This window comes from Bradyrhizobium huanghuaihaiense (genome assembly GCF_007830635.1).
Lineage (GTDB): Bacteria > Pseudomonadota > Alphaproteobacteria > Rhizobiales > Xanthobacteraceae > Bradyrhizobium > Bradyrhizobium huanghuaihaiense.
In genome coordinates this window covers 141,077-166,905 of the sequence record NZ_VLLA01000004.1, presented here as the reverse complement: position 1 = coordinate 166,905, position 25,829 = coordinate 141,077, and the positions used below count along the sequence as shown (strand labels likewise).

Genomic DNA, 25,829 nt, shown 5'->3' with positions numbered 1-25,829 from the left:
TGGCATCAACGCGCGTACCCGTAAAGCTTGACTGCGTTGGCCGAGGACACGAGACCGCTCGCGACGTCGTCGTTGACAGCCGCACGGTCGCGTTCCCTGGGATCGCCGATGCCGGCACCGCCGGGCGTCATCACGACCAGCCGGTCGTCCGACGGCACCTGCTGAAAACCCTTCCCGCGCATCTTCTGTCCCGACTTCAGCCCGACATAACCGGCCTCGCCATTCTGCCCGCCATCGCGCCCACGCGGCGGATGATCGATGCGGTCGAACGCAGCGAGAATGTCGAACGGCGCATCGATGCCGCTGCCAACCTCGATGATCTGGCCGAGGCCACCGCGGGTGCGCCCTGCCCCGCCGGAATCCGGACGCAGCTCCTTGCGCCAGAAGATCAGCGGCGTCTGCGTCTCCGCGATCTCGACCGGCGTGCCGCGCACACCGCTTGGGTAAGCGGTGGCGGAGAGGCCGTCCTTGCCGAAGCGCGCGCCGGTGCCGCCATTGGAGGTCACCGCCATCGAGAACCCGTAATTACCACCGGCGCCGGAGCGGGTCTCGCCGCGGACGACGAGATTCCATAGGCACGAAGTACCCTCCGCCGGCACGCGCTCGGGAATGATCTGGCGCAGGCAGCCGAACACGACGTCGGGCAGCATCTGGCCGATGATGTGGCGCGAGGCGACCGGTGCCGGTTTCGGCGCATTGAGGATCGCGCCAGGGGGAGCCGACACCGTCAGCGGCAAGAGCGAGCCGGCATTGTTGGGGATCTGCGAGGCGACGACGCAGCCGAGGCCGAACACGGTGTAGGCCGTGGTGTAGGACAGCGGCACGTTGATACCGAATTTTGACGCGGCCGAGGTGCCGTCGAAATCGACGTGAATGCCCGCATCCGAGATCGTCAGCGTCGCGGAGAGCGTCACCGGCGCATCATAGCCGTCCACGACCATGGTGTTGCGCCAGCTTCCCTTCGGCAGCTTTGCGATCTCGGCCAGCACCGCCTCGCGCGAGCGGTCGCAGATGTAGTCGCCGAGCTCGTCGAGCGTGTCGATGCCGAACTCGGTCATCATCTCGACCAGGCGCTCGCAGCCGACGTCGTTGCAGCCGGCGAGCGAATAGGTGTCGCCTTCGGTGTCGATCGGCAGCCGCGTGTTGGTGCGGATCATCGCCATCAGCGTCTCGTTGACGACGCCCTGGTCGATCAGCTTCAGCATGGGGATGTAGAGCCCCTCCATGAACACGTCGGTAGCGTCAGGCCCGAAGCCGATGCCGCCGATGTCCATGAGATGGCTGGTGCAGGAGAACAGCGCGACGACCTTGCCGTCCTTGAAGCAGGGCGTGGTCACGACGAAGTCGTTGAGATGGCCGGTGCCCATCCAGGGATCATTGGTGATGTAAGCGTCGCCTTCCTTCATCGTTTCCAGCGGGAAGCGGTTGATGAAGTGCTTGACCGACTCCGCCATCGAGTTGACGTGGCCGGGCGTGCCGGTGACCGCCTGCGCCAGCATCCGCCCCCTGAGGTCGAACACGCCGGCCGAGAGGTCGCCGCATTCGCGCACGATCGGGCTGAACGCGGTGCGCAAAAGCACCTGCGCCTGCTCCTCGACCACGGCGATCAGCCGGTGCCACATGATCTGGAGGTCGATCAGGCTCGCGCCGCTTGCCTTGCTCATGATCAAGCCGCCTTTCGTTCCATGACGATGCTGCCGGCACCGTCGATATGCGCGTCAAAACTGGTGGAGACGAAGGTGGACGTCTCGTCTTCCGCGATCACGGCGGGGCCCGCGATGGTCGCCCCCGGCGCCATGTCCTCGCGGCGATAAAGCGGGATCTCGATGACCTCGCCTGCGCGGCCGTCGAAGAATTTTCGGCTGCCGACAGCCTTGGCCGCGGGCGTGCGCGCAACGGCCGCAACCGCGGAAGGATTGCGCGCGTCGGTGGTTGCGAGCACCGACCAGCTCAAGACCTCGATCGCCGCGCCCGGGATCGGACGCTCGAACATCGCGGAATAATCCGTCTCGAACTTCTGGCGCAGGCCGGCGAGATCGGCCGAGGTCAGCGGCCGGTTCGGCAGCTCGACGGTGATCTCGTGGCCCTGACCGACATAGCGCATGAAGGCCGCGCGGCGTTCGCGCACCGGCGCACAGGCTGCACCGGGCTCGACCAGCGCACGCGCCTCGGTCGCCATCTCCTGAAGCAAATCGGAGACGGCCTTGGTGTCGAAATCGTCGAGCCGGACGTGACGGCTACGCACCAGCTCGTAGGCGATGGGCGCCGCCAAGAATCCGACCGCCGAGCCGACGCCGGCATTCGACGGCACGATCACGCGGGAGACACCGATCTTCTCGGCGACGCGCGCCGCATGCAGCGGCGCGGCGCCGCCGAAGGCGATCAGCGTATGCTGACCGACGATCTCGCCACGCTCGACGGCGTGCACGCGCGCCGCGCTCGCCATGTTCTCGCAGACGACCTCGTGCACGGCATAGGCCGCGGTCTCCGCCGATAGGCCCAGCGCCTCACCGACATCGCGCAGCAGCGCCTGCTTCGACAGCTCCGGGTCGAGCTTGATCGTGCCGCCTGCAAACGCGTCGGGATCGATCATGCCGAGCGCGACGTCCGCATCCGTCACCGCCGGACGCTGGCCGCCGCGGCCGTAACAGGCGGGGCCAGGCTCCGACGAGGCGCTCTCCGGACCCACGGTGACCCGCTTCATCGCGTCGACATGCGCGATCGAGCCGCCGCCTGCGCCAATCTCGACCATCTCGATCACCGGGATGCGCACCGGCAGGCCCGAGCCCTTGAGGAAGCGCGCGGCACGGTCGACCTCGAACACGCGCGAGGTCTCCGGCTGGTATTTTTCGATCAGGCAGATTTTTGCCGTGGTGCCGCCCATGTCGAAGGAGAGCACCTTGCTCTCCCCCAACCGTGCCGCGATCTGCGCCGCGAAGATCGCGCCGCCGGCCGGGCCGGATTCGACGAGACGCACCGGAAAGCGCCGTGCCGTCTCGATCGAGGTGACGCCGCCGCCCGACGTGACGAGATAGATCGCACCGCGAAACTGCTCGACCTGCAAGGCATCGGCCATGCGGGCGAGATAGCCGTCGATCAGCGGTTGCACATAGGCGTTCGCGACCGCGGTGGAGGTGCGCTCATATTCGCGAATCTCCGGGCACACGGCCGATGACACCGTCACGGAGATGCCGGGCATCTCCTCACCAATGATCGCAGCCGCGCGCCGCTCGTGCTCGGGATTGGCATAGGAGTGCAGGAAGGCGATCGCGACGCTCTCGACGCCCAGCTCGCGCAATTTCGGCGCGAGTGCGCGCACGGCCATCTCGTCGAGCGGGAGGCGGACGGCGCCATGGGCGTCGATGCGTTCGGGCACGGTGAAGCGGAGGCTGCGCGGCGCCAGCGGCTTCGGCTTGTCGATGCTGAGATCGTACTGATCGTAGCGGCTCTCGGTGCCGATATCGAGCACGTCGCGAAAGCCATCGGTCGCGATCAGCGCCGTCTTGGCGCCGCGGCGCTCGATGATCGCGTTGGTCGCGAGCGTCGTGCCGTGAATGAAGACGTCGATGTCGCTGATATGCGCGCGCGCATCGGCAAGAATGAGGCGCATACCGTCCAGCACGGCCTGCTCGGGGCGCTGCGGCGTGGTCAGCACCTTGCGCGTCTTGCGCGCCTCGCCCACGTCCAGCACGATGTCGGTGAACGTGCCACCGATATCCACGGCAAGCCGCACCTCGGCTCCCTCAAGCATTCCAAATTCTCCGTGCTGATCGTCAAGACTGGGGTCGAAAAACGCAGCAATTTTCATACCAGCAGGAGCGCGTTTGGTGAAGCCGCCGGGGCGGGCTTGCGTGGCACCTATGCAGCATTGCCAGCCGCGCCTTGGGCGTCCCCGACAGGTCAGGGTCGGTCATGCGACCGGCCCTGACAACATCGCTCATGAACGGTTCGGCAACCCGCGCATGAATTCGACGAGCGCGGCGCTGACCTCGCTCGGACGCTCCTGCTGTGTCCAGTGGCCGCAGCCGGGAAGCATCTGCACCTTCCGCAGGCCGGGAACGAGCGTCTTCAGATTTGCGAGCAGCTGGTCCGTCCCGGGAGAAGACAGCAGGAAGTCGCGATCACCCGCCATGTAGAGCGCGGGGATCGTGACCTGGAGGCCCGCCAAGGCACCTGTGATTTCCCAATTGCGATCGAGATTGCGGTAATAGTTCAGCGCGCCGCGAAAGCCGGTTCGCCTGAACTCCTCACCGTAATGGTCGATGTCGCGCTCGCTGATCCAGGATGGCAGGGTTGCCGGCGCACTTGGTCCCCGCAGGAAGCCGCCGCCCTTCGGGACCATCGCTAGGTTCGGCGTCGTTCCGCCGGCCGCACGGCTCGCTGCTACACCGTCACCGGACGCGCCGAACAGCATGTTGCGCAGGGTCGCGCGTGGATCGCGTCCGAACTCGGCCTCCGCGGGTCCCGGCTCCTGGAAATAGAGCTGGTAGAACTGCGCGGTCTCCGTGCGCGGCATGAGACTGGTCGGTGACGCCTTGGCGCGGGGCCGGAACGGGACGCTGAGCGCAGCGATGGCCCTGAAGCGATCAGGCCGCGTGAGCGCTGCCTGCCAGGCAACGCTGGCGCCCCAGTCATGCCCGACGATGACAGCGGTCGGCGCGCCCAATGCGTCGAGAATGCCGACCATGTCACCGACGAGATGCAAGATCGTATATTGGTCGATCGCCGGCGGTGCATCGCTCCTGCCGTAGCCCCGCATGTCGGGAGCGACGACGCGGAAGCCGGCCGCAGCAAGATCGTCGATCTGGTGCCGCCAGGAATACCACGTCTCAGGAAAACCGTGGACCAGCAACACCAGCGGCCCTTCGCCCCGTTCGGCAATGTTGATGCGGATTCCGTTCGCTTCGATCATTCGTTGTGTGATCCCAGTCATTTTCTCATCCCGTTCCGCACTCGCTGCAAAGGCGTTTGATGACACCGCGGGTGGCATCGCCTGCAAAGCGATCGGAGCCAAAGCCGCACCCAGAAACCGTCGTCTGTCCATGAGCATTCCTCCGGTCAGGCCGTCGGCTTCGCGGCGGGCGCCAGCAACTCGGACTGCCGCTCGCGAACGAATTGCTCGAACGTCTTCGGCGCCGCACCGCCGATCTTCTCGATGGTATCGGTGACGGCGAAACGCGCGGTCTCGGCCGAAAGCCGGGCGGCCCGTAGCGACTTCCAGAGCGAGGACAGATGCTCGACCGCGTGCGCGTTCCAGCCGCGCGACAGAACCTCGTCGCGCCATGCTTCGTCGCTGATCTCTTCGTAGTGGGCGTCCCTGTCGAAGACGTGCGCGAACGCTCGGACGATGTCGCCCACGGAATTGACGCTCCCGATGATGGGATACGCGGATCCCGCAGCTTGCGCGGGACCTGCGAGCAGACCGACGGCGACCCGCGCCACGTCCTCGGCCGAGATCAACGGCAGGATGGTGCCTTCGTCGCCGAGCGGCAGGCGGATGGCACCGCGTTCCGGCAGGTTGGCGCCGACAAGACGCGCCACGTTCTCGTAGAACACCGTCGCCCGCAGATGCAGCGGCCCGACGCCGGCCCATTCGAAGACCTGTTCCGACAGATAGTTCTGCCGCATGCGCGGCGTCGGCGCATCGAGCGACGACTGATACATCACGAGATTGACGAGCCGGGAAACGCCATGTCGGCGCGCCGCAAACGCCATCGCGGCGGTTGCATCCGCCAGTCCGTCCTGGACCGGATAGGCAAAATAGACCGATGAGACGCCCTTGACTGCCAGTTCGACGGACCGGGCGTCGAGGAAATCGCCGACGAAGATCTCAGCGCCGAGCGACTTCAGCCGGTCGGAACGGCTGTCGATTTGACGCACGAATGCACGGACGTGATGACCCCGCCGAAGCAGCATTTCGGACACATGCCGGCCAGTCTGGCCCTGGGTGCCGCCTGCCGCGGAGGTCACGAGGATTGTCTCTGCCATCGTCTCGATCCTTTCCCGTTTCACTTCGCTGTGGTACGACGCGGTACCACGCAAGGATCGATATGGTACCGACTGGTACCGAGACAAGGGGAAGCAAGGAGAAGATTGCGTCCATGAGTCCGAAGTCAGAGCCGCCCGAGCAAGACGCTGAAGGCCTTGAAGTCCGGAGGCGGATCCTGGGCGCAGCGCTTTCCGCGTTCATGGAGGGCGGCTACGCGCAGACCAGCACCCTGGAGATCGCGACGCGCGCACGCGTGTCAAAGCGCGAGCTCTACTCCCTGTTCGGCAACAAGGAGGCGATGCTGGTCGCCTGCATCACCGAGCGGGCTCAGCGGATCAAGGCTCCGGCAGACCTGCCGGCGATCCACGACCGAGAGATGCTGGCGAAAGTGCTCACCGCGTTCGGGACGAAGCTTCTGACGGAAACGACCGACCCGGTCGTCGTCGCCGTGTTCCGGCTGGCGATATCCGAAGCCGTCAATGCACCAAAGGTCGCGCATGCGCTGGACAGCATCGCCCGCAAGCCCACCCGTGACTCGCTGCGGACGATCATGGCGAACGCCAGATCGACGGATCTCCTTGCCGGCGAGCCTGAAGCGATGGCCCAGACCTTCCTGGGACTGTTGTGGGGAGACCTGATGACGGGTCTGCTGCTGCAGGCCGTCAATCGCCCAAGCAGCAGCGAGATCGCGCGGCGCGCGAGCGAGGCGTCAACGGCGTTCCTGAAGCTCTATCCGCAGTCCGGCTAACCCCCGTTTCAGAGCAGGAATGCAAGCGCCGTTTCACAGCGCTCCTCGACCTTCAGCGTCAGGAGATCGTCGGCGCGGGTGCGACCGAGATTGACCGCGGCGATCGGAATCTGCCGTTTCGCCGCCGCCTGCACGAAGCGGAATCCGGAATAGACCATCAATGACGAGCCGACGACCAACATGGCGTCGGCCTGCGCCAGGTGATCCTGCACCGTGGCGACGACGTCGCGCGGCACGTTCTCGCCGAAGAACACCACGTCGGGCTTGAGGATGCCGCCGCAGGCTTCGCAAGGAGGCACCCTGAACGACGAGAACTCCGCGTGCTCCAGATCGGCGTCGCCATCAGGCGCATCGGCGGCATCGAGCGTCAGCCACTCCGCGTTCATGCGCCCCAGCGTGTCCTGGAATTCGCTCCGCGGCGTCTTCGTCCCGCAGCCCATGCAGCGGACGAGATCGAGCCGGCCATGCAGGTCGATGACCTGCCGGTGGCCGGCGGATTGATGCAGCCGGTCGACATTCTGGGTCAGCAGCATGCCGCAGCGCCCGCCCGCCTCGAGCCGGGCCAGCGCACGGTGCGCATCATTCGGCTTCGCCTGGCCGAACCGCCGCCAGCCGACCAGGCTGCGCGCCCAATAGCGCTGGCGCGTGTGCTCGTCCGACATGAAGGCCTGGAAATTGACCGGCTGGGTCCGCTTCCAGTTGCCATGACTATCTCGGTAGTCGGGAATGCCCGAATTGGTGCTGCAGCCGGCGCCGGTCAGCACGAATAGATTTCCGTGCCGACCGATGAAATCCTGAAGGGGAGCGTTTGCCAGCGGAGCATTTGTCATGGCGCAGATGTAGTCTGCGCCGGCGGATTCTGCCAGATGCCGCGGGGACCCCGCCTGCGGCGAACCGAGCTAGCTCGCCCAGTTCTCGCGAAACTCCGGAAACAGCGTGATACCTCCGCAAGCGTAGATGGTCTGCCCGGTGATGTAGCTGGCGTCATCCGAGGCGAGGAAGGCGAACACGGCGGCGATCTCTTCCGGCGTGCCGACACGGCCCATGGGAATGTGGCTGGTGACGACGCCGCGCTTTTCGGGATCACCGGTCCAGGCTGCGTTGATCGGCGTGTCGATCGCGCCGGGACCGACCGCATTGACGCGGATGCCGCGGCCGGCGAACTCCAGCGCCAGCGTCCGCGTCAGACCGGCCATGCCACTCTTGCTGATGGAATAAGCGAGATAGCCCGGCTTCGGGATGATCTGGTGGACGCTGGAGCAGTTGATGATGCTGCCGCCTCCGCCGCGCGCGACGAAGTGCGCCAGCGCCTTCTGCGCACAGAGCACGGCGCCGTTCAGATTGACGTCGATGATGCGGCGATAGGTTTCGACGTCGAGCGCATCGCTCGGGGATTCCCGCTGGAAGCCGGCATTGTTGACGAGACAGTCGAGACGCTTGAAGCGCGCAAGAACCGTCTCGAACATCGCGGCGATCTCCTGCTCGTTGCCAACATCGGCCTTGACGATGACATGATCGAGCCTGCCGTGACCGCGGTCGCTCGATGCCGTCCGCGCAAGGGCGAGCGTCTCCTCGGCCTTCTCAGGATGATCGAAATAGTTGATGGCGACGGTCGCGCCTTCCTGCGCCAGCCGGATGGCGACGGCGCGGCCGATACCTTGCGAGGCGCCGGTCACCAGCGCGTGTTGGCCGACGAGGCGCGAAGGAAAGGAAGTTGAGCGTTCGATTTGCGGCATGTGTTCTCTCCGGAATGCCTCATCATGGATGGAACCGGCGTTTTGTTCCATCCCTTCGGCGCATTGCTGGGATTCATTCCGCGCGGCGCGCCAGCGGCGAGGTCAGGATCTGATACAGGATGATGGCGCCGAAGGTCGCGGTGCCGATGCCGCCGATGGTGAATGCACCGAATTTGAGCGTGAGGTCGCCCGCGCCTGCGGTCAGCGCCACGGCGACGGTGATCAGGTTCGCCGGGTTTGCGAAGTCGACCTTGTTCTCGACCCAGATCCGGCCCGCCATCGCCGCGATCAAGCCGAACAGCACGATCGAGAGGCCGCCGATGACTGCCCGGGATCGACAGGATCAGCGCACCGAATTTCGGCGAGAAGCCGAGCAGGATCGACACTGTGGCCGCGAAAGCAAACAGCAGGGTCGAATAGACCTTCGTTGCCGCCATGACGCCGATATTCTCGGCATAGGTGGTAACGCCGGTGCCGCCGCCGCAGGCCGCCACGATCGTCGCGAGGCTGTCGGCAAACAGGGCGCGACCAAGATAAGCATCGAGGCTGCGGCCCGTCATGGCGCCGACGGCCTTGATGTGCCCGAGATTCTCGGCGACCAGGATGACCGCGACCGGCGCGATCAGGAAGATCGCATCGGCCTGGAAGGTCGGCGTGGTGAATTTCGGCAGGCCGAGCCACGCCGCGGCCGAAAGCTGGGTGAAGTCGATCGGCTTGCCGAAGCCGAGGCCGTTCGCGAAGAGAAAATACAAAAGATATCCGCCGATCGCCCCGAGGATGATCGGCAGCCGGCGCCACAGGCCCGGCGCTGCAACGGCAACCACACCGATGATCAGAATGGTCGCAAGCCCGATCCAGGTGTCGAACGCGTTGGCGCTCACCGCCTTGACCGCGACCGGCGCGAGGTTGAGACCGATCGCGGCGACCACGGCGCCGGTGACGGCCGGCGGCATCAGGCGCTCGACCCAGCCGACCCCCGACCACATCACGATCAGCGCAATCGCGCCGTAGAGCACCCCGGCGCCGACGATGCCGCCGAGCGCAACGGAGATGTTCGGGTTCGGCCCCTGCCCGGCATAGCCCGTGGCGGCAAGGACGACGGCGATGAAGGCGAAGCTCGAGCCGAGATAGCTCGGCACGCGCCCCGCGACGATGACGAAGAAGATCAGCGTGCCGACGCCGGAGAACAGGACCGCGACATTGGGATCGAACCCCATCAGCAGCGGCGCGATGATCGTCGCACCTGACATCGCCACGCAATGCTGCAGACCGGAGATGATGGTCTGGCCCCATGACAGCCGCTCCTCCGGCATGATCACGCCCGAGGTCTTCAGCTTCCAGCGCGGAAAATAGCCCTGCGCCTGCTCGTCCGAGCCTGTCGTGGTTGTCATATTCCCCCCGTTGCGGTGCAGCGATCGATGTTCGTGCGATCCGACAAAAATGTGATTGTCGCTTCTGCGGCGGCCATCACATGATGCGAGTCATGCAAGATTCAAATCTTGCAAAATCAATGTGTTCCGGGGCTCATCATATGACACAGATCGCGATCCAGCCAGCCGTCCATCGCCGGCACCAGCCCTGGTACAAGATCCTCTACGTCCAGGTGCTGATCGCGATCGTGCTCGGCGTGCTCATCGGCTATTTCTATCCCGATCTCGGCAAGGCCTTGAAGCCGCTCGGCGACGGCTTCATCGCGCTGATCAAGATGATGATCGCGCCAGTGATCTTCTGCACCGTGGTGCACGGCATCTCCTCGATGGGTGATCTCAAGCGGGTCGGCCGGGTCGGATTGAAGTCGCTGATCTACTTCGAAACAGTCTCGACCGTCGCGCTCGCGGTCGGCCTCCTGGTCGGCGAGGTTCTCCAGCCCGGACACGGCTTCAATATCGATCCGGCCACGATCGACCCGAAGTCGGTGGCGACCTACGTCACCCAGGCCAAGGAGCAAGGCATCGTCGCCCATCTGATGGCGATCATCCCCGACAGCTATGTGGGCGCGATCGCGCGCGGTGACCTGCTCCAGGTGCTGCTGATCTCGATCCTCTCGGGCTTCGCCATCGCCTTCCTCGGCAAGGCCGGTGAGCCCATTGCGGAGGCGATCGACAAGGCGGCGAAGATATTCTTCGGCATCATCCGCATCATCGTGCGCGTGGCGCCGATCGGCGCCTTCGGCGCGATGGCGTTCACCGTCGGCGCCTATGGCCTCGGCTCGCTGCTCAACCTCGCCGCCCTCATCGGCACGTTCTATCTCACCAGCATCCTGTTCGTGCTGATCGTGTTGGGTGCGATCGCCCGGCTCGCCGGCTTCTCGATCCTGCGCTTCATCGCCTACATCAAGGACGAGCTCCTGATCGTGCTCGGCACCTCGTCCTCGGAGACGGTGCTGCCGCAGATGATCCAGAAGATGGAGCATCTCGGCGCCTCGCGCTCGGTGGTTGGTCTCGTGATCCCGACCGGCTACAGCTTCAACCTCGACGGCACCAACATCTACATGACGCTGGCGACGCTGTTCCTGGCGCAGGCGACCAACACCCATCTGACCATCTGGCAGGAGCTCGGCATTTTGGGCATCGCCATGATCACCTCGAAGGGCGCCTCGGGCGTGACCGGCGCCGGCTTCATCACGCTCGCCGCGACGCTGTCGATCGTGCCCGATATCCCGATCCAGTCGATCGCGATCCTGGTCGGCATCGACAAGTTCATGAGCGAGTGCCGCGCGCTGACCAATCTGATCGGCAATGGCGTCGCCTGCGTCGTCATCAGCATCTCCGAAGGTGAGCTCGACCGCGACGCGCTGCACGAGACCATGGCGCATCCGCTGGAGATCGGTGAGGCACTGGAACCGGGCGGCGGCGCGTGAGGCCACAGCAGTCCGGTTCCGACCGCGGTAGTTTCCCGGAGTAGAAATTTGGTGCGGCGCACGTCACAACAGTGGCGTTGGGATCACTGATTGATACTCATTTTTTCCACCCGACGCGCTGGGGGCAGGGCGTCGGGTTTTTATTGTTCGACTAACGGGCGTTTGGAATCACGTTCGCCGGTGAGATCGAATCGCCGCGTAATGCCGATCGCCTGCAGGAATGCCTCGTCATGACTGACGACAAGCAACGCGCCGTCATAAGCTCTCAAGCCTGATTCAACGGCCTCGATGGACTCGATGTCCAGATGATTGGTCGGCTCGTCCAGGATCAGCAGAGACGGCGGCTTTAGCCCGCCCAGCACACAGGCAAGGCCGGCGCGAAGCATCTGCCCGCCACTCAGATGTCCGACTTCTTGCAAGGCAGCATCGGCGCGAAACATGAACCGCGCCAGCGCGGCATGGCATTCATTCGCGCCCGCCTTCGGGTTGAGACGCCGGAAGTTTTCCAGGATCGAGATCGCGGGATCGAGCAGGCTGACCTTCTGATCGAACAACGCGAAGTCCGGCCTGACTCTCACGGTGCCCGAGAGCGGGCGCAGCTCGCCCGTGACGAGTTTCAGCAGCGTCGTCTTGCCGGAACCGTTCGGGCCAACCAGCGCGACCCGTTCCGGCCCGACAATCGCAAGCGAAAGATCGCGCAAGACCGGCCGCTCCGGCCGATAGCCGGCGCTGATCCGGTCCAGTGAAAGCACCTCCCTGCCCGCCGGCAGGACAGTCGCGGGCAACTTGACCGACAGCGGCTGGAGAATCTCGATGCGTCGGCGCGCCGTGTCGACAGCCTCGAGAGCCTCCGCGCGCCGCCGCTCGGCGATCAGTGCGGCCTTGCCGCCAGTGTCTTCGCTGCGATCCCTGCGCGCGCCGGCGAGGATGCGCGGCATGTCGCCCTTCGCACGCTTCTTCCGGCCGCCGCTGTCCTTGCGCGCCTTCCTCTCTGCGGCCTCCTGCGCCTTGCCGTCAATCCCGGACAGGCGCTTCTCGGCATGCGCGAGGTCGTGCCTCACGGCCGCCAGCTCGACGGCCTTCTGTGCGCGATAACTGCTCCAGTTGCCGCCGTATCGCGTGACGCCGAGCGACGTCAGCTCGACGATCGCATCCATCGTTTCGAGCAGATCCCGATCATGGCTGACGACGATCGCTCCGCCGCGCCAGGCGCCGAGGAGATCGGCCACGGCCTTGCGCCCGTCCCGGTCGAGATTGTTGGTAGGCTCGTCGAGCAGGAGGAAGTCCGGCTCGGCGAACACCAGTGCCGCGAGGCGAACCCGTGTGATCTGGCCGCCGGACAGGCAGGAGAGCTCCGTGTCCGGGGCAAGATCGAACCCGGCGCGCGCCAGAGCGGTTTCCAGTCGCGCTTCGAGCGTCCAGTCGATCGCAGCGATGTCGTCAGCGGACGCATCGCCCCGCTCGGCGCGGCGCACCAGCTCCAGCGCTGGCCGCACGCCGAACAGATCGGCCACGGTCGCGCCCGCGAGCACCTGCACGTCCTGGCGCAGCAGGCCGATGGTGCCGTTGACCAGAACGCGCCCGGATTGGGGGACATGTTCCCCCGAGATCGACGCAAGCAACGTCGTTTTCCCGACGCCGTTGCGGCCGACGAGACCAATCCGCTCGGCAGCGAATGTCAGATCGATGTTGGAGAGAAGAGGACGGCCGTCAGGCGTGGACAGCGACAGGTTCGACAGGATGATTGAAGCAGGCATGGAATTCCCCGTGGGCAAGGCGGATGAGCGTTGCGGTCGGGGTAAAATCCATGGCTGCGAATATCCTGGTTGAGGAACTCCCTAAGTAGTCCCATCGAAGGGCGAGATCAAGGCGCGGGGACAACGGCGCGGAGACCGCCGTCGTCCTTCGTCGGCCTGCGCGATCAGCCCTTGAGCGCGGTGACGACCACCTCGATCAGCGCGCCGCCTCCGAGATCGGCGACGCCGACGGTGGCGCGGGTCGGCAGATTGTCGCCGAAGAACTCGGTCCAGGCCGCGTCCATCTCCTTCTTCTTGGAGAGGTCGGTGACGAAGATCGAGGCGCTGACGACGCGGCTCTTGTCGGTGCCGGCTTCCTTCAGATAGCCGGCGATCTTGCCGAGGATGTTGCGGGTCTGGTCGCCCATCGAGACCGAGGTGTCGTCGGCGATGGTGCCGCCGACGAAGACGAAGCCGTTGGCTTCGACCGCGCGGTGCATGATGGGCGTGCGGATGCTGCGGGTGATGCTCATGAAATCCTCTTGTTGCTAGAGCGTGGAAGGATGGAAGCGGTCGATGCCGAGATCGCTGACGCGGGTCTGGGTGCCGCCATTGACGATGAGCTCGGCCATGACCGCGCCGGCACCGGGGCCGAGCTGGAAGCCGTGCAGCGAGAAGCCGAACTGGTGATAGAGGCCCCTGTGGCGCGAGCTCGGCCCGAACACGGGGATGTCGTCCTTCATCTTCGCCTCGATGCCGGCCCAGGCGCGGACGATGGTGGCGCTGCGCATCACCGGGAACAGCTCGAACACGGTCTGCGCGCTGGTCGCAAGGCTCTTCCAGTCCAGCACCGTCTCGTTGCGGTCCTGATAAGGCTTTGCGAGATGGCCGCCGCCGATCAGCACGGTGCCGTTCTTGAACTGCTTGAACGACAGCTTTCGTCCGCGCAGGATCACGACGGGGTCGATGAAGTGCGGCACGCGCGAGGTGATCATCAGCATCGGCGCGACGGTCTCGACCGGCACCGGCTCGCCCAGATCAGCCGCGATCTTGCCGGCCCAGGCGCCGGCGGCATTGACCAGCACCGGCGCGGCAAAACTCTCCGAACCCGCATCGACGTGCCAGAGGCCGTCGCTGTAGCGGATGTTGCCGGCAGCCACGCCTTCGCGCACGGTCGCACCGAGCCGCTCGGCCTTGCGGCGGAATGCCGTCGTCGTCTGCGCCGGATTGGCCGCGCCGTCGCGGCGCGAGACCACGCCGCCGGGACAGGTCTCGGCCACCGCGGGCACCAGCCGGCGCAATTCGGCTGCGTCGATCAGCTCTTCATGGGTGAAGCCGAGCGCGTTGAGTTCGGCGACGCGCGCGCGGCAGACGGCAAGCTCGTCCTCGTCCTCGGCGACCAGCACCTGGCCGTGGCTCTCGAAGCTGCAATCGTCGTCGAGGAGATCGGTGATCTTCTCCCAGATCCCCATCGAGCGGATCGAGAGCGGGATCTCCGGAATGTGCCGGGCGAGCTGGCGCACGCCACCGGCGTTGACGCCCGAGGCATGGCGGCCGGCATAGTCCTTCTCGATCAGCACCGGCTTCAGGCCGGCGAGGCACAGATGCAGCGTGGTCGAGCACCCGTGGATGCCGCCGCCAATGACGATCGCATCCACGTTCTTGCTCATCCGCGCACCACGGCCTTGACGTCGGCCTCGCTCTTCGGAACGGCGGCGAGCTCGGCGAGCGTGATCGGCTTCACCGGCGCGCGCAGCCGGTAATAGCCGATCTCCTGCGGGGTCTTGCCGCGTGCCTGTGCCATCAGCTCGGTGACGGTGAGGCCGCAGAGCCGGCCCTGGCACGGGCCCATGCCGGTGCGGCGATATGCCTTGAGCTGGTTCGGCCCGGTCGCGCCGATCGCGACGGAATCCAGAACGTCCTTTGCCGTCACTTCCTCGCAGCGGCAGACGATGGTGTCGCCCGAGGGAATCCGGAACTGCGGCGCCGGCCGGAACAGTGTGTCGAGGAACAGGCGTCCGCGCTCGGCCTTGGCGAGATCGGAACGGAGCGTCGCCATTGTTGCGGGAAGTTTTGCGGCAGAAGCGGGCGCCAGTGCGTCCACCGCCGCGCGCGCGGCAATGCGACCGCGCACCACGGCTGCATTGGCACCGCCGATGCCCGCGCCATCGCCGGCGATCGCGATGCCCGCGACCGAGGAATTGCCGCTCGCGTCCAGCACCGGCGACCAGCACAATTGCAGATCGTCCCAGCGATGCTCGATGCCGGCCGCCATCGCCAGGTTGACGTTGGGCACGACACCCTGATGCAGCAGCAAGAGATCGGTGGGAATGGTCTCGCGCTTGCCGCCCGCAACATAGCTGACGCTCGCGAGCTGACCGTCGCCGGATGCGGCAAGCTCGGTGACGCCCGAGACGACCTGCACCTTCGCCTTCACCTCGCGCATCATCGACAGGCCCTTGGCGAAATAGGGCGAGGTCAGGAACGCGAAGGCGTGCGGCAGCGCGGCGAAATAATTGCCACGTTCAGTCGTGTCGAGAATGCGATCGATGCGGCCGCCGAGACGCAGGATCTGTGCGGCGAGCAGCCAGAGCAGCGGGCCCTGCCCCGCGATCACCGTGCGTCCATCCGGCACCAGCGCCGAGGACTTCAGCATGGTCTGCGCCGCGCCAGCGGTCATCACGCCCGGCAGCGTCCAGCCGGGAATCGGGAACGGCCGCTCCAGCGCGCCGATCGCGAGGATCACGCGCTTCGCCTTGACGAAGGCGGAGGCGCCGCCGATCGAGACGGCGATATCGAGATTGCGGTCGAGGCTCCAGACCGTCGCACGATGGATCACTTCCGCGTTGCTTGCGCGCAGCGACTGCACCAGATCAGCTCCGACCCAATAATCCGCGCCGAGCTGATTGCGCTCGGTCACCGGCGTCGAGGCGATCGCGCGAAACACCTGGCCGCCGGGGCCGATGTTCTCGTCGAGCAGCAGCGTGGACAGGCCAGCTTCGGCGGAGGTCGCGGCGGCGGCAAGGCCAGCGGGGCCTGCACCGATCACCACGACGTCGTAGTCTTCGCGCTTGGGAGCCACAGTCATCTTCCGATCTCCCGCTTGCCCTTCTGGATCTCGATCTGCATGCCCTCGGCGACAGGCACGAGGCAGCCCTGCCGGTTGCCGACGCCATCGATGGTGACGAGGCAGTCGAAGCACACGCCCATCATGCAATAAGGCAGACGCGGCGCGCCGCTCACCGCGGTGGAACGACGAGCGTCCTGACCGGATGCCAAAAGCGCGGCGGAGACGGTGTCGCCCTGGCGCGCCGCGACGGCAACGCCGTCGACGAAGATCTGCACCTGTGGCCGCTTGTCCTGTTCGGATCGTCTAAACATGGGATGCCTCTTGGCTCCTTGATATCTCTAATACCCGCTGCTGTTGGCAGCGCCCGCGCCGCCAAAGCGGCTGGCCGAGAACGCACCGACCAGCTCGGGCTCGAGCGCGCCCTGCGCCACCATGCGCGCGATCTCGAAAGCGTGGTTGGAGGCGAGCGTCACGCCGGAATGGCAGCAGGCGACGAAGGCGCCGGGATGCGTCTCCGACTGGTCGTAGATCGGAAAGCCGTCCTGCGGCATGACGCGGATGCCGGACCAGCTCCTGACCACGTTGAGTCGCGACAGATGCGGGAACATCCGCTGCGCGCGATCAGCCATCACGCCGCTGATCGAAGGCTTCAGCGTGCGATCATCCAGCTCATCCTCCTTGCTGTCGCCGATCATCACCGTGCCCTCGTCGGTCTGGCGGATCGTGGTCAGGGGATGCGGCAGGAACGGCATGGTGCGCTCGGTCACGACGACCTGGCCGCGGGTCGGCCCCATCGGCGCATAGAGACCGACCATCGGCGCCAGCGTCTGGTTGGCATTGCCGGCGGCGAGCACGATCTTGGCGGCACGCAGCTCGCCCTCGGGCGTGGTCAGGCGGAATTCGCCGCCGCTCTTGCTGATCGCCGAGACCGGACGCTCCGGAAAATAGTCGATGCCGAACGCCTTGAAGCCGGTGTGGAACGCGCGGAACGTGCGCAGCGAATTGACGTGGCCGTCGAGCGGGCAATAGCTGCCGCCGGAGACCTCCGGTCCGATCAGCGGCAGCGCCTTCTTGATCTCGGAGGGGCGCAGCATCTCCATCTTGTAGTCGGCCGCGCCGGCCTGATTGTGCATGCGCTTGACGAGCTCGGCACGCTGGCCGAATTCGTCCTCGCCGAGCGTGAGATGGAAGCCGCCATTCTGCTGAAGGGCAACGTCGAGCCCGGTCTGCTGCTTCAGCTCGGACGCTAGCCGGCCCCACGCTTGCGACGCCTGCACGGTCCACACCGTATAGGCCGGCATACCCAAACCCTTGCTCTGAACCCATACCAGCGCAAAGTTCGCGCGCGAGGCGCGCTTGGTGATATCGCCTTCGTCGAGCACGGCGACCTTCTTGCCGAGGCGGCCGAGGCCCCAGGCGATGGCGGAGCCGAGCAGTCCGCCGCCGACGACGGCGACGTCGTAGTCTCCTGACATAATTTCTCCTATCGTCCCGTGTCGCCCTTGCCGGCGAGCACGCGGTCGAGCCCGTAGAAGCGGTCGAGCAGAATGAGGGCGGTCATGGTGATCGCGATCACGCAGGCCGAGACCGACGTCACCAGCGGATCGATGTTGTCCTGGATGTAAAGGAACATGCGCACCGGTAACGTCTCGGTGCCGGGCGCCGCGAGGAAGACGGTCATGGTGAGATCGTCGAAGGACTGGATGAAGGCGAGCGCCCAGCCGCTGATGACGCCGGGCAGGATAAGCGGCAGCGTCACGCGGCGGAACAGCGTCCAGCCGCCGGCGCCGAGCGAGACCGCGGCCATCTCGACGGTGCGATCCATGCCGGTCGCAGCCGCCAGCGTCAGCCGCAGTGCGAACGGAAACACGATGATGACGTGCGCGATGATCAGCGCCGCAAAGCTGCCGCCAAGCCCGGCCGAGGTGAAGAAGCGCAGGAAGGCGATGCCGAGCACGACATGCGGGATCATCAGCGGCGACAGGAACAGCGCCGCGAGCGCATCGCGGCCGCGGAAGCGATAGCGCGCGATCGCCAGCGCCGCGGGCACCGCGAACAAGAGCGACACGAAGGACGAGAGCGCACCGAGGCCGAGGCTGACCCAGAAGGCGTGGATGAATTCGGGGTAGTTCAGGATGGTCCTGAACCAGCGCAGCGAGAAGCCGTTGGTCGGCAGCGACAGAAAGCCTTCGGGCGTGAAGGCGACGAGGCAGACCACCAGGATCGGCGCCGCCATGACGATGACGAAGATGGTGTGGAAGATCAGCGCCAGCGGGCCGTTTTGTCTCATCGAAACACCTCGGCATAGCGGCGCTCGATCAGCGAATTGCTGCCGACGACGATCAGCACCAGTGCGACCAGCAGGAGCGTCGCGACCGCAGCCCCCAGCGGCCAGTTCAGCGTATTGAGGAACTCGTCATAGGCCAGTGTCGCCGCGACTTTGAGCCGGCGGCCGCCGATGATCGCGGGCGTCGCAAAGGCGCTGGCGGAGAGCGAGAACACGATGATCGCGCCCGACAGCACGCCCGGCATGATCTGCGGCATGATGATGCGGCGGATGATGGTAGCGGGGCTCGCACCGAGCGACATCGCGGCATTCTCGATCTGCGGATCGAGGCGCTGGAGGGCTGCCCACACCGACAGCACCATGAACGGCATCATCACATGCGCGAGCGCGATTACCATGCCGGTTTCGGTGAACATGAACGGAATGGGCGAGCGGATCGCGCCAAGCGACATCAGCAGCTTGTTGACGAGACCGTTGTTGCCGCCGAACAGCAGCGCCCAGCCGAGCGTGCGCGCGACGACGGAGATCAGCAGCGGCCCGAGGATGATCAGCAGGAAGAAGCTCTTCCAGCGGCCGCTCATGCGGTTGAGGATGTAGGCTTCGGGCGCGCCGAGAACCGCGGTGAGGAATGTCGTCAGGATCGCGATCCGAAACGTCCGCCAGAACATCTCGGCGTAATAGGGATCGGTCGCGATCTCATGCCAGTTCTTGAGGATGAAGACCGGCTCGATGCCCTTGTACTGGCCCCAATCGTGGAACGACAGCATCACCGTCATCGCCAACGGAATCAGCAGCACGCCGACGAACAGCATCAAAGCGGGCGCCGTCAGCGCCCATGGTGCACGTGCGCTGCGCTCCTCGGCCGCCGCGCTCATGCGTCAGCCCTCGCGCGGACGCTCATGTCCTCGGGCCGCCAGGTGAGGCGAACCGCGTCGCCTTCGGCCGGCTGCGCCTGGCCGTCATTCTGGCGGATCACGATCGCCGGGCCGCATTCGCTGTCACACTGGAACAGCCAGTGATTGCCCTGGAAGATGCGCGCGATGATTTTTGCGCTGAGCCCGGTATCGCCAAAGCCGATTCTTTCGGGACGAACGCTGACGGTGACAGGGCCGCCGAGCCCGGCCGGCGCCGGCGCGCGCCAGGAGCCCGCCACCAACTGCGTCGGCGCGACGGTCCGGTCGATCGTTCCGGCAAAGTCGTTGGTCTTGCCCAAAAACTGCGAGACGAAGGCCGAGGCCGGCTTCTCATAGGTTTCCTGCGGCGTGCCGATCTGCTCGATCTTGCCCTGGCTCATCACCACGATGCGGTCGGACAGCGACATCGCCTCGTTCTGGTCGTGGGTGACGAGAATGGTGGTGGTGCCGATGGTGCGCTGGATCTGGCGCAACTCGATCTGCATCTCCTCGCGCAGCTTGGCGTCGAGATTCGACAGCGGCTCGTCGAGCAGCAGCACGCTCGGCTTGATCACCAGCGCCCGCGCCAGCGCAACGCGCTGCTGCTGGCCGCCGGACATGCGGCGCGGATGGCGATCCTCGTAACCGGCGAGGCCCACCATCGCGAGCGCGGCGCGGACGCGCTCGGCCCGCTCATTGCGCGGCACATTGCGCATCTCCAGACCGAAGGCGACGTTCTCCGCCGCGGTCATGTGCGGAAACAGCGCGTAACTCTGGAACACGATGCCGAGGCCGCGCTTGGCCGGATGGATCGCGGTCAGGTCCTTGCCCTCGAGGCGGATCGCGCCGCGCGTGGGATCGAGAAAGCCCGCGATCATCTGCAGCGTCGTGGTCTTGCCGCAGCCGGACGGGCCGAGGAAGGAGATGAACTCCCCCTTCCCCACCGACAGGCTGAAGTCGTCGACCACAGTCTGCGCGCCGAACTGCTTTGCGACCCGATCGAGCTCGAGATAGGCCATGACGCTGTCTCCGCTGCGAACGATCAGCGTTCGACCTCACGATTCCAGCGCTTGGTCCACTCCTCGCGCTTCTCGTTGATGACGGTCCAGTCCGGGTTGTAGAGCTTCGCCGCGCGCTCACCGATCGGCGCCATCTTGCCGAGCTCCGGCGGGATCACCAGCGATTTCAGCACCGGGCCGTAGCCGTAATCCTTGAGCATCACGAGCTGGATCTTGGGATCGAGCAGCATCTTGACGAAGCTGGACGCCAGCGGTGAAGCATTCGGCTTGGTGATCGGGCACGCCGTCGTCAGCAGCGTCGCGGCGCCTTCCTTCGGATAGACGAAGTCGACGGGGAAGCCGGTATTGGCAAAGCTCTGCACGCGGCCGGTGCCCCACACCGCGATCACGGCCTGACCGGACTGGAACAGCTCGGTCATCTTGCCCGGCGACGGCTCATAGGCGAGCACGTTCGGATTGATCTGCTCCTTGAAGATCTTGAAGCCGGAATCGACGTTGGTCTCGCCGCCGCCATTCATCTTCGACAGCATCACCAGCGCTTCGAGACCGTAGGTGTTGTTGATCGGCGGGATCACGAGCTGTTTTGCGTATTTCGTGTCCTTCAAATCGTTCCACGAGGTCGGCGGCGCCCAGCCTTTCTCGGCAAACACCTTGGTGTTGTACATCAGGCCGGTTGCGACGATGCCGATCGCGACCGCGCGGTCGTCCTTGAAGCGCGCGGTGTCGTAGAGATCGGCCGGCAGGCCGTCGAGCTTGCCGCAGAAGCCGAGCTGGATCGCCTGGTACATCGGGCCGTCGTCGACGATGGCGACGTCGATCTGCTGATTGCCCTTCTGCGCCTGAAGCTTGGCCAACGTATCGGTGGAGTTGCCGGCGACGTATTCGACCTTGACGCCATTCTCCTTCTCGAAGGCCGGGATCACCTCGTCGCGGATGGTCTTCTCGAACGAGCCGCCGTAGCCGGCGACATAGAGCGTTTTCTGCTGGGCCGAGGCGACCGAGGGGGCGGCAATGAGCGCCGCGATGCTGACCGCTGTCAGAAGGCGAAGAGTCTTCATATGGACCGATCTCCAATACCGGAATGAGGTGACGTGCCGACGAGTCTCGCTGGCTGAAGCGCCTTCCGCATCTCCTTCCGCGCGAATCCCTCTCCGATCAGGGCTCCGGCCCCCATTCGGCGGGTTTTGGCGCGATTTGGAGGTTTGAACCCCTCCAATCTGCCGAAAAAGCGGGCTGTCTCCAGTCCTGATGAAAAAGATCGCAACCTATACTTCCATCGTCCAATGAATAATGGCACCCTTTGCATACCGAAATATTATGAATGGAATTGGGGATGGCGCGGATCAATTCGCGGCAGGTGGAGGCCTTCCGGGCGACGATGCTGACCGGCAGCGTCACCGAGGCGGCGAAACTGATGGCGGTGACCCAGCCGGCGGTCAGCCGGCTGCTGCGCGACCTCCAGGCGCTGCTGAAGATGGAGCTGTTCGAGCGGCGCGGCACCGGCCTCGTGCCGACCGCGGCGGCGATGGCGCTCTACACCGAAGTGGAGCGCTCCTTTGTCGGTCTCGAACGCATCACGGCGGCGGCCGAGGAAATCCGGGGACGCCGCACCGGCTCGTTGCGCATCGCTGCGCTGCCGGCACTGGCGAACGGATATCTGCCACGCCTTGCCGGACATTTCCTGATGGAGCGCCCCAACCTCAACCTTGCCTTCTTCGGCGTGATCTCGCCGATCGTGGTCGACTGGGTCTTGAACAATCAGTGCGACATCGGCTTTGCCGAGGTGCCGATCGCGCATTCCGGCCTGCCGAGCCAGCGGCTGCCGGCGTTGGCGCGCGTCGCGGTGCTGCCGACCGGTCATCGTCTCGCCCAGAAGGAAGTCCTGGAGCCGCGCGATTTCGAGGGCGAGACCTTCATCTCGCTGTCGGCGGGATCGTCGAGCCGGCATCTTGTCGACCAGGTCTTCCACCGCCACGATGTCCGCCGCGTGCTCCGCGTCGAGACCACGCTGTCGGAGATCATGTGCGGCATGGTGTCGTCGGGGCTCGGCGTCTCGATCTGCGATCCCTTCACCGCGCAGGAATTTGCAACGCGCGGCGTCGTCGTGCGCCGCTTCCTGCCGCGCATCGACTTCGAATTCTCCGCGGTGTTTCCGGCGCAGCGCAGCCCCTCGCCGGTGGCGCTGGATCTGGTCGAGACCATGCGTAAGGCGCTGGTGGAGTTTGACGACTAAGCCGAATGCCTTTGGGTCCAGACCACCTAGCCACGCACTCGCTGCAACCTCTCCCGCTTGCGGGGGAGGTCGGCGCGAAGCGCCGGGTGGGGGCTCTCTCCGCATAGGGAGTGTCCCCGGTTGGAGAGAACCCTCTCCCCTGCCCTCTCCCGCAAGCGGGAGAGGGAGTGCACCTTCTTCGTCGCTCCCGAGACGCCCGTCACCCGTTGAACGCCGCCTGCGCCTCCGGCAAATCCCAGATCTTGCCGATGGCAGCGCTGCCCGCTGCCGTGATCGCCGCTTCGTCCGCGCCGAGATAGCGTCCCTCGTCGACCAATACGCGGCCGTCGACCATGACCTGGTCGATATTGGCGCGGTTGGCGAGCGCGATCAGCGCGCGGCGCGGATCGAACAGCGGCTGAAGATGCGGATGGGTGAGATCGACGACGGTGAGATCGGCGGTCGCGCCCGGTTCGATGCGGCCGAGATCCGGCCGCTTGATGACATCGGCGGCGACAGCCGTGTTCGCCTCGATCAGCTGAGGCGAGTTCGCGACATCAGGGCGCGCCGAGGTGATCTTGGAGATCAGCGAGGCCGCATTGAGCTCGCCGAGCAAATCCATGTTGTAGCCGTCGGTGCCGACCACGGTGCGGACGCCGTGCTCGGCGAACCGGCTGAAGGCGGCGGTAACGCCGGCGCGCGCGAACACGCGCGGGCAGTTCAGCACGGTCATGCCGCGCGCGGCCATGAGCTTGAGGTCGTCGTCGCTGCTGAACATGCAATGCGCCGCCATCAGATCGGGCGCGAGCAGGCCGAGCCAGTCCAGATATTCTGCCGGGGTGCGGCCGCCATAGCGCTTGCCGATGGTCTCCACCTCGGCGCGACTCTGCGCCATATGCGTCGTGATGGGCACTCCGAGCTCGCGCGCCCGGGTGGCGCAGGCTTTCAGGAGATCGGGGCCGCAGGTGTCGGTGGCATGCGGGCTCATGGCGAGGCTGATGCGACCGTCGCCGCGATTGTTCCAGCGTTGATAGAGCGCATCCCACGTCGCCATGTCGGCGGCGCCGTCGTCGCCGGAATAACGGACCACGCCATCCGGCCCTGCTTTGGCGTCGGACGTCGAAAACAGATAGGGCGCGCCGTAGAAGCGGATGCCCATCTCTTCCGCGGCGTCGAACATCTCGGGGATCGAATTGCGGAACGGCTCCATCACCGTGGTGGCGCCGCCCTTGAGAAGCTGGAGGATGCCGAGCCGCGCCACCGCGAGACGCTCCTCCGCCGACAGGATATCGGCGCCGCGCTTGGTGAGCGGCAGCAGCACCGTGTAGACGATGCTCTGGTTGTTCTTGCGGCCGTTGCCGTCCTCGGTATGGCTGCGCGCCACCGCCTCGGAGAAGCAGTGATTGTGCAGGTTGAGCAGACCCGGCAGCACGAAGCGGCCGGGGCGGTCATAGACCTGATCCGCACGCGGCTTGTCGCGCGTGATTGCGGCGATCCTCTTGCCCTCGACCAGGACCCAATGGTCGCGCAGCACATCCTGCGCGCCGTCTTTCCGTGACAGCACATAGCTGCCAAAAATTGCTGTGGTGCTCATGCGGGGCGTACGTTCCAGAACACGGCGGTGCCGTCGAGAATGCCGGTGATGGCCTTGCGATAGGCGGTCGGCTGCTTGTACAGACCGATCGGAATATAGGGGATTTCCTCGAACGCGACCGCCTGGATCTCGCGGCAGATGCGCTGCTGCTCGGCGAGCTGGGAAGCCGCCAGCCACTGGCTGCGCAATTCGCCCATCTTCGTGCTCGCATACCAGCCGGCGACCTTGCCTTCGCCGCGGATGTTGGTGTTGCCGGCCGGATTGAGCCAGTCGATGCCCTGCCAGTTGCCGACCGCCGCGCTCCAGCCGCCCTGCGGAAGCGGATCCTTCTTGAGCTGGCGCTGCAACACCACGGCGAAATCGAGCCCGGCATATTCGACGTTCATGCCGGCCTTGCGCAAGCTATCCACCGCGATCTCGCCGAGCGGCTTCTGCGCCAGCGAGTTGGTGGGGACGAGCACCACGATCTTCTCGCCATTGTAGCCGGCGGCCTTGAGGTCAGCCTTGACCTTGGCGTAGTCGCGCGGACCACGGAACACATCGAGACCGACGTCGCTCGCCATCGGCGTACCCGGGGCGAAATAACCGATCGGCGAAACCTGAAAGGCTGGATCGACGCCGGCGACCGCCGTCATGAACGCGGACTGATCGATCGCGCCCAAAAGCGCGCGGCGGACGGCCGGATTGTCGAACGGCGGCTGAAGGTGATTGAGGCGCAGCATGCAGGCGTAGCCTCTGGGATCGAGGACGCGCGTCTCGATATCGCCGGCAGCCTTGATCACCGGCAACAGATCATGGGGCGTGGTCTCCTGCCAGTCCTGCTCGCCAGTCTGGAGCGCGGCAACGCCGGTGCCGGCATCGGGCGTGGTAGTCCAGACCACGCGGTCGTAGTGGACGATCTTCGGACCGGCGGTCCAATCCGGCTTGCCGTCGGTGCGCGGCTGGTAGCGCTCGAATTTGGCATAGGCGTTGCGCGCGCCCTGCACGCGCTCGTCGGCGAGATAGCGGAACGGGCCGCTGCCGATCACCTCGGTGAGCGGCTTGAACGGGTCCTGGCTCGCCAGCCGCTCCGGCATCATGAAGCAGGCATTGATCGCGGCCTTGCCAAGCGCTTGCGGCAGCAGCGGGAACGGACGCTTGAGACGGAAGCGGATGGTGCGGTCATCGGCGGCCGACAGTTCGGCGGTCGCCTCCAGCAGCTCGCCGCCAAAGCCGTCGCGCGCCGCCCAGCGGCGGATGCTGGCAACGCAATCGCGCGCCAGCACGCGCTCGCCGTCGTGCCAGAACAGGCCATCGCGCAAGCTGAGATCCCACTGGAGCTGGTCGCCGGAGATAGCGTGCCCCGACAGCATTTGCGGAGAGACCTGCAGCGACGAGCTCATGCCATAGAGCGTGTCGTAGACCATGAAGCCGTGGTTTCGCGACACCTGCGCGGTCGAATAGATGGGATCGACGAAGGCGAGATCGATGACGGGGATGAAGCGCAGCGTGGACTGGGATTCAGCGCGGACGATGCCCGGCAGCGACAGCGCCGGCATGGCTGCGGCGGCCTTGAGGAGCGAGCGGCGGGAGATGGGCATTACGAGAGGCTCCTAAGTGCGCGGCATTGGCGGTGTGCTCCCTCCCCCGCTCGCGGGGGAGGGTTGGGGAGAGGGTGCTTCCGCAGGCGAGGACCCCCAAGAGGA

At 65.7% G+C, this 25,829-nt stretch carries 21 protein-coding genes and 1 pseudogene; 3 read left to right on the top strand and 19 right to left on the bottom strand.

What is annotated here, in order from left to right:
• Positions 1-5: 5 nt before the first annotated feature.
• The 4 genes from IQ16_RS11275 to IQ16_RS11260 form a co-directional block, all read right to left on the bottom strand.
• A complete protein-coding gene (locus tag IQ16_RS11275; protein WP_026311782.1) occupies positions 6-1,664 on the bottom strand; it encodes a hydantoinase B/oxoprolinase family protein in 1,659 nt (552 codons plus the stop codon).
• Between the two features lie 2 nt (positions 1,665-1,666).
• Positions 1,667-3,751 carry a hydantoinase/oxoprolinase family protein gene (locus tag IQ16_RS11270; RefSeq protein WP_018641624.1) on the bottom strand — a complete coding sequence of 695 codons (2,085 nt, stop codon included), beginning with the start codon at positions 3,749-3,751 and terminating at the stop codon, positions 1,667-1,669.
• A 186-nt stretch (positions 3,752-3,937) separates the two neighbouring features.
• The gene (locus IQ16_RS11265) at positions 3,938-4,933 is read right to left on the bottom strand and encodes an alpha/beta fold hydrolase (RefSeq protein WP_018641625.1); all 996 of its coding nucleotides are present in this window, start codon (positions 4,931-4,933) and stop codon (positions 3,938-3,940) included.
• A 125-nt stretch (positions 4,934-5,058) separates the two neighbouring features.
• The gene (locus tag IQ16_RS11260) at positions 5,059-5,988 is read right to left on the bottom strand and encodes an NmrA family NAD(P)-binding protein (protein WP_018641626.1); all 930 of its coding nucleotides are present in this window, start codon (positions 5,986-5,988) and stop codon (positions 5,059-5,061) included.
• A gap of 113 nt (positions 5,989-6,101) precedes the next feature.
• On the opposite strand from IQ16_RS11260, the gene IQ16_RS11255 reads away from it, so the two are divergent.
• Entirely contained in the window at positions 6,102-6,737 is a 636-nt protein-coding gene (locus IQ16_RS11255) for a TetR/AcrR family transcriptional regulator (RefSeq protein WP_035665876.1), read from the top strand.
• A gap of 8 nt (positions 6,738-6,745) precedes the next feature.
• On the opposite strand, the gene IQ16_RS11250 is transcribed toward IQ16_RS11255, so the two are convergent.
• The 3 genes and pseudogenes from IQ16_RS11250 to IQ16_RS11240 all read right to left on the bottom strand — a co-directional run bounded on the left by IQ16_RS11250 (position 6,746) and on the right by IQ16_RS11240 (position 9,864).
• Positions 6,746-7,567: an NAD-dependent protein deacetylase gene (locus IQ16_RS11250; protein ID WP_018641628.1), complete on the bottom strand. Its 822-nt coding sequence runs from the start codon at positions 7,565-7,567 to the stop codon at positions 6,746-6,748.
• A 69-nt stretch (positions 7,568-7,636) separates the two neighbouring features.
• On the bottom strand, positions 7,637-8,473 hold the full coding sequence (locus IQ16_RS11245; RefSeq protein ID WP_018641629.1) for an SDR family oxidoreductase: 837 nt from the start codon (positions 8,471-8,473) through the stop codon (positions 7,637-7,639).
• Positions 8,474-8,546: 73 nt separating this feature from the next.
• Positions 8,547-9,864 (bottom strand): annotated as a pseudogene (locus IQ16_RS11240) (solute carrier family 23 protein).
• Between the two features lie 140 nt (positions 9,865-10,004).
• Between IQ16_RS11240 and IQ16_RS11235 the strand changes: the two are divergent.
• A complete protein-coding gene (locus IQ16_RS11235; protein ID WP_018641630.1) occupies positions 10,005-11,333 on the top strand; it encodes a dicarboxylate/amino acid:cation symporter in 1,329 nt (442 codons plus the stop codon).
• Positions 11,334-11,473: 140 nt separating this feature from the next.
• Here IQ16_RS11235 and IQ16_RS11230 read toward each other — a convergent pair whose 3' ends face one another.
• The 10 genes from IQ16_RS11230 to IQ16_RS11185 all read right to left on the bottom strand — a co-directional run bounded on the left by IQ16_RS11230 (position 11,474) and on the right by IQ16_RS11185 (position 21,396).
• Entirely contained in the window at positions 11,474-13,090 is a 1,617-nt protein-coding gene (locus IQ16_RS11230) for an ABC-F family ATP-binding cassette domain-containing protein (RefSeq protein ID WP_018641631.1), read from the bottom strand.
• Between the two features lie 164 nt (positions 13,091-13,254).
• The gene (locus tag IQ16_RS11225; protein WP_018641632.1) at positions 13,255-13,602 is read right to left on the bottom strand and encodes a RidA family protein; all 348 of its coding nucleotides are present in this window, start codon (positions 13,600-13,602) and stop codon (positions 13,255-13,257) included.
• 15 nt (positions 13,603-13,617) lie between these two features.
• Positions 13,618-14,739 (bottom strand): NAD(P)/FAD-dependent oxidoreductase, encoded by a 1,122-nt coding sequence (locus IQ16_RS11220; protein WP_018641633.1) that lies wholly within the window; start codon positions 14,737-14,739, stop codon positions 13,618-13,620.
• Positions 14,736-16,157: an FAD/NAD(P)-dependent oxidoreductase gene (locus tag IQ16_RS11215; RefSeq protein WP_145831465.1), complete on the bottom strand. Its 1,422-nt coding sequence runs from the start codon at positions 16,155-16,157 to the stop codon at positions 14,736-14,738. Before IQ16_RS11215 ends, IQ16_RS11220 begins: the two co-directional genes overlap by 4 nt.
• On the bottom strand, positions 16,154-16,450 hold the full coding sequence (locus tag IQ16_RS11210) for a (2Fe-2S)-binding protein (RefSeq protein WP_018641635.1): 297 nt from the start codon (positions 16,448-16,450) through the stop codon (positions 16,154-16,156). The genes IQ16_RS11215 and IQ16_RS11210 overlap by 4 nt, the downstream gene beginning before the upstream one ends.
• A gap of 27 nt (positions 16,451-16,477) precedes the next feature.
• Entirely contained in the window at positions 16,478-17,614 is a 1,137-nt protein-coding gene (locus tag IQ16_RS11205; protein WP_018641636.1) for an NAD(P)/FAD-dependent oxidoreductase, read from the bottom strand.
• An 8-nt stretch (positions 17,615-17,622) separates the two neighbouring features.
• Positions 17,623-18,429, bottom strand: coding sequence for an ABC transporter permease (locus tag IQ16_RS11200; RefSeq protein ID WP_018641637.1), 807 nt, complete (start codon positions 18,427-18,429; stop codon positions 17,623-17,625).
• Positions 18,426-19,301 carry an ABC transporter permease gene (locus IQ16_RS11195; protein ID WP_018641638.1) on the bottom strand — a complete coding sequence of 292 codons (876 nt, stop codon included), beginning with the start codon at positions 19,299-19,301 and terminating at the stop codon, positions 18,426-18,428. Before IQ16_RS11195 ends, IQ16_RS11200 begins: the two co-directional genes overlap by 4 nt.
• Entirely contained in the window at positions 19,298-20,338 is a 1,041-nt protein-coding gene (locus tag IQ16_RS11190; RefSeq protein ID WP_018641639.1) for an ABC transporter ATP-binding protein, read from the bottom strand. The genes IQ16_RS11195 and IQ16_RS11190 overlap by 4 nt, the downstream gene beginning before the upstream one ends.
• Positions 20,339-20,361: 23 nt before the next feature.
• Positions 20,362-21,396, bottom strand: coding sequence for an ABC transporter substrate-binding protein (locus tag IQ16_RS11185; RefSeq protein ID WP_018641640.1), 1,035 nt, complete (start codon positions 21,394-21,396; stop codon positions 20,362-20,364).
• Positions 21,397-21,671: 275 nt separating this feature from the next.
• Here IQ16_RS11185 and IQ16_RS11180 point away from each other — a divergent pair, with 275 nt between their 5' ends.
• A complete protein-coding gene (locus tag IQ16_RS11180) occupies positions 21,672-22,571 on the top strand; it encodes a LysR substrate-binding domain-containing protein (protein WP_018641641.1) in 900 nt (299 codons plus the stop codon).
• A gap of 199 nt (positions 22,572-22,770) precedes the next feature.
• Here IQ16_RS11180 and IQ16_RS11170 read toward each other — a convergent pair whose 3' ends face one another.
• Entirely contained in the window at positions 22,771-24,144 is a 1,374-nt protein-coding gene (locus tag IQ16_RS11170) for an amidohydrolase family protein (protein ID WP_018641642.1), read from the bottom strand.
• A complete protein-coding gene (locus IQ16_RS11165) occupies positions 24,141-25,724 on the bottom strand; it encodes an ABC transporter substrate-binding protein (RefSeq protein WP_018641643.1) in 1,584 nt (527 codons plus the stop codon). The genes IQ16_RS11170 and IQ16_RS11165 overlap by 4 nt, the downstream gene beginning before the upstream one ends.
• Positions 25,725-25,829 lie beyond the last annotated feature (105 nt).

Coding starts and splice junctions, on each gene's coding strand:
- IQ16_RS11275 (WP_026311782.1), bottom strand. CDS start 1,664: ATGAGCAAGGCAAGCGGCGCGAGCCTGATCGACCTCCAGATCATGTGG.
- IQ16_RS11270 (WP_018641624.1), bottom strand. CDS start 3,751: ATGCTTGAGGGAGCCGAGGTGCGGCTTGCCGTGGATATCGGTGGCACG.
- IQ16_RS11265 (WP_018641625.1), bottom strand. CDS start 4,933: ATGACTGGGATCACACAACGAATGATCGAAGCGAACGGAATCCGCATC.
- IQ16_RS11260 (WP_018641626.1), bottom strand. CDS start 5,988: ATGGCAGAGACAATCCTCGTGACCTCCGCGGCAGGCGGCACCCAGGGC.
- IQ16_RS11255 (WP_035665876.1), top strand. CDS start 6,102: ATGAGTCCGAAGTCAGAGCCGCCCGAGCAAGACGCTGAAGGCCTTGAA.
- IQ16_RS11250 (WP_018641628.1), bottom strand. CDS start 7,567: ATGACAAATGCTCCGCTGGCAAACGCTCCCCTTCAGGATTTCATCGGT.
- IQ16_RS11245 (WP_018641629.1), bottom strand. CDS start 8,473: ATGCCGCAAATCGAACGCTCAACTTCCTTTCCTTCGCGCCTCGTCGGC.
- IQ16_RS11235 (WP_018641630.1), top strand. CDS start 10,005: ATGACACAGATCGCGATCCAGCCAGCCGTCCATCGCCGGCACCAGCCC.
- IQ16_RS11230 (WP_018641631.1), bottom strand. CDS start 13,090: ATGCCTGCTTCAATCATCCTGTCGAACCTGTCGCTGTCCACGCCTGAC.
- IQ16_RS11225 (WP_018641632.1), bottom strand. CDS start 13,602: ATGAGCATCACCCGCAGCATCCGCACGCCCATCATGCACCGCGCGGTC.
- IQ16_RS11220 (WP_018641633.1), bottom strand. CDS start 14,739: ATGAGCAAGAACGTGGATGCGATCGTCATTGGCGGCGGCATCCACGGG.
- IQ16_RS11215 (WP_145831465.1), bottom strand. CDS start 16,157: ATGACTGTGGCTCCCAAGCGCGAAGACTACGACGTCGTGGTGATCGGT.
- IQ16_RS11210 (WP_018641635.1), bottom strand. CDS start 16,450: ATGTTTAGACGATCCGAACAGGACAAGCGGCCACAGGTGCAGATCTTC.
- IQ16_RS11205 (WP_018641636.1), bottom strand. CDS start 17,614: ATGTCAGGAGACTACGACGTCGCCGTCGTCGGCGGCGGACTGCTCGGC.
- IQ16_RS11200 (WP_018641637.1), bottom strand. CDS start 18,429: ATGAGACAAAACGGCCCGCTGGCGCTGATCTTCCACACCATCTTCGTC.
- IQ16_RS11195 (WP_018641638.1), bottom strand. CDS start 19,301: ATGAGCGCGGCGGCCGAGGAGCGCAGCGCACGTGCACCATGGGCGCTG.
- IQ16_RS11190 (WP_018641639.1), bottom strand. CDS start 20,338: ATGGCCTATCTCGAGCTCGATCGGGTCGCAAAGCAGTTCGGCGCGCAG.
- IQ16_RS11185 (WP_018641640.1), bottom strand. CDS start 21,396: ATGAAGACTCTTCGCCTTCTGACAGCGGTCAGCATCGCGGCGCTCATT.
- IQ16_RS11180 (WP_018641641.1), top strand. CDS start 21,672: ATGGCGCGGATCAATTCGCGGCAGGTGGAGGCCTTCCGGGCGACGATG.
- IQ16_RS11170 (WP_018641642.1), bottom strand. CDS start 24,144: ATGAGCACCACAGCAATTTTTGGCAGCTATGTGCTGTCACGGAAAGAC.
- IQ16_RS11165 (WP_018641643.1), bottom strand. CDS start 25,724: ATGCCCATCTCCCGCCGCTCGCTCCTCAAGGCCGCCGCAGCCATGCCG.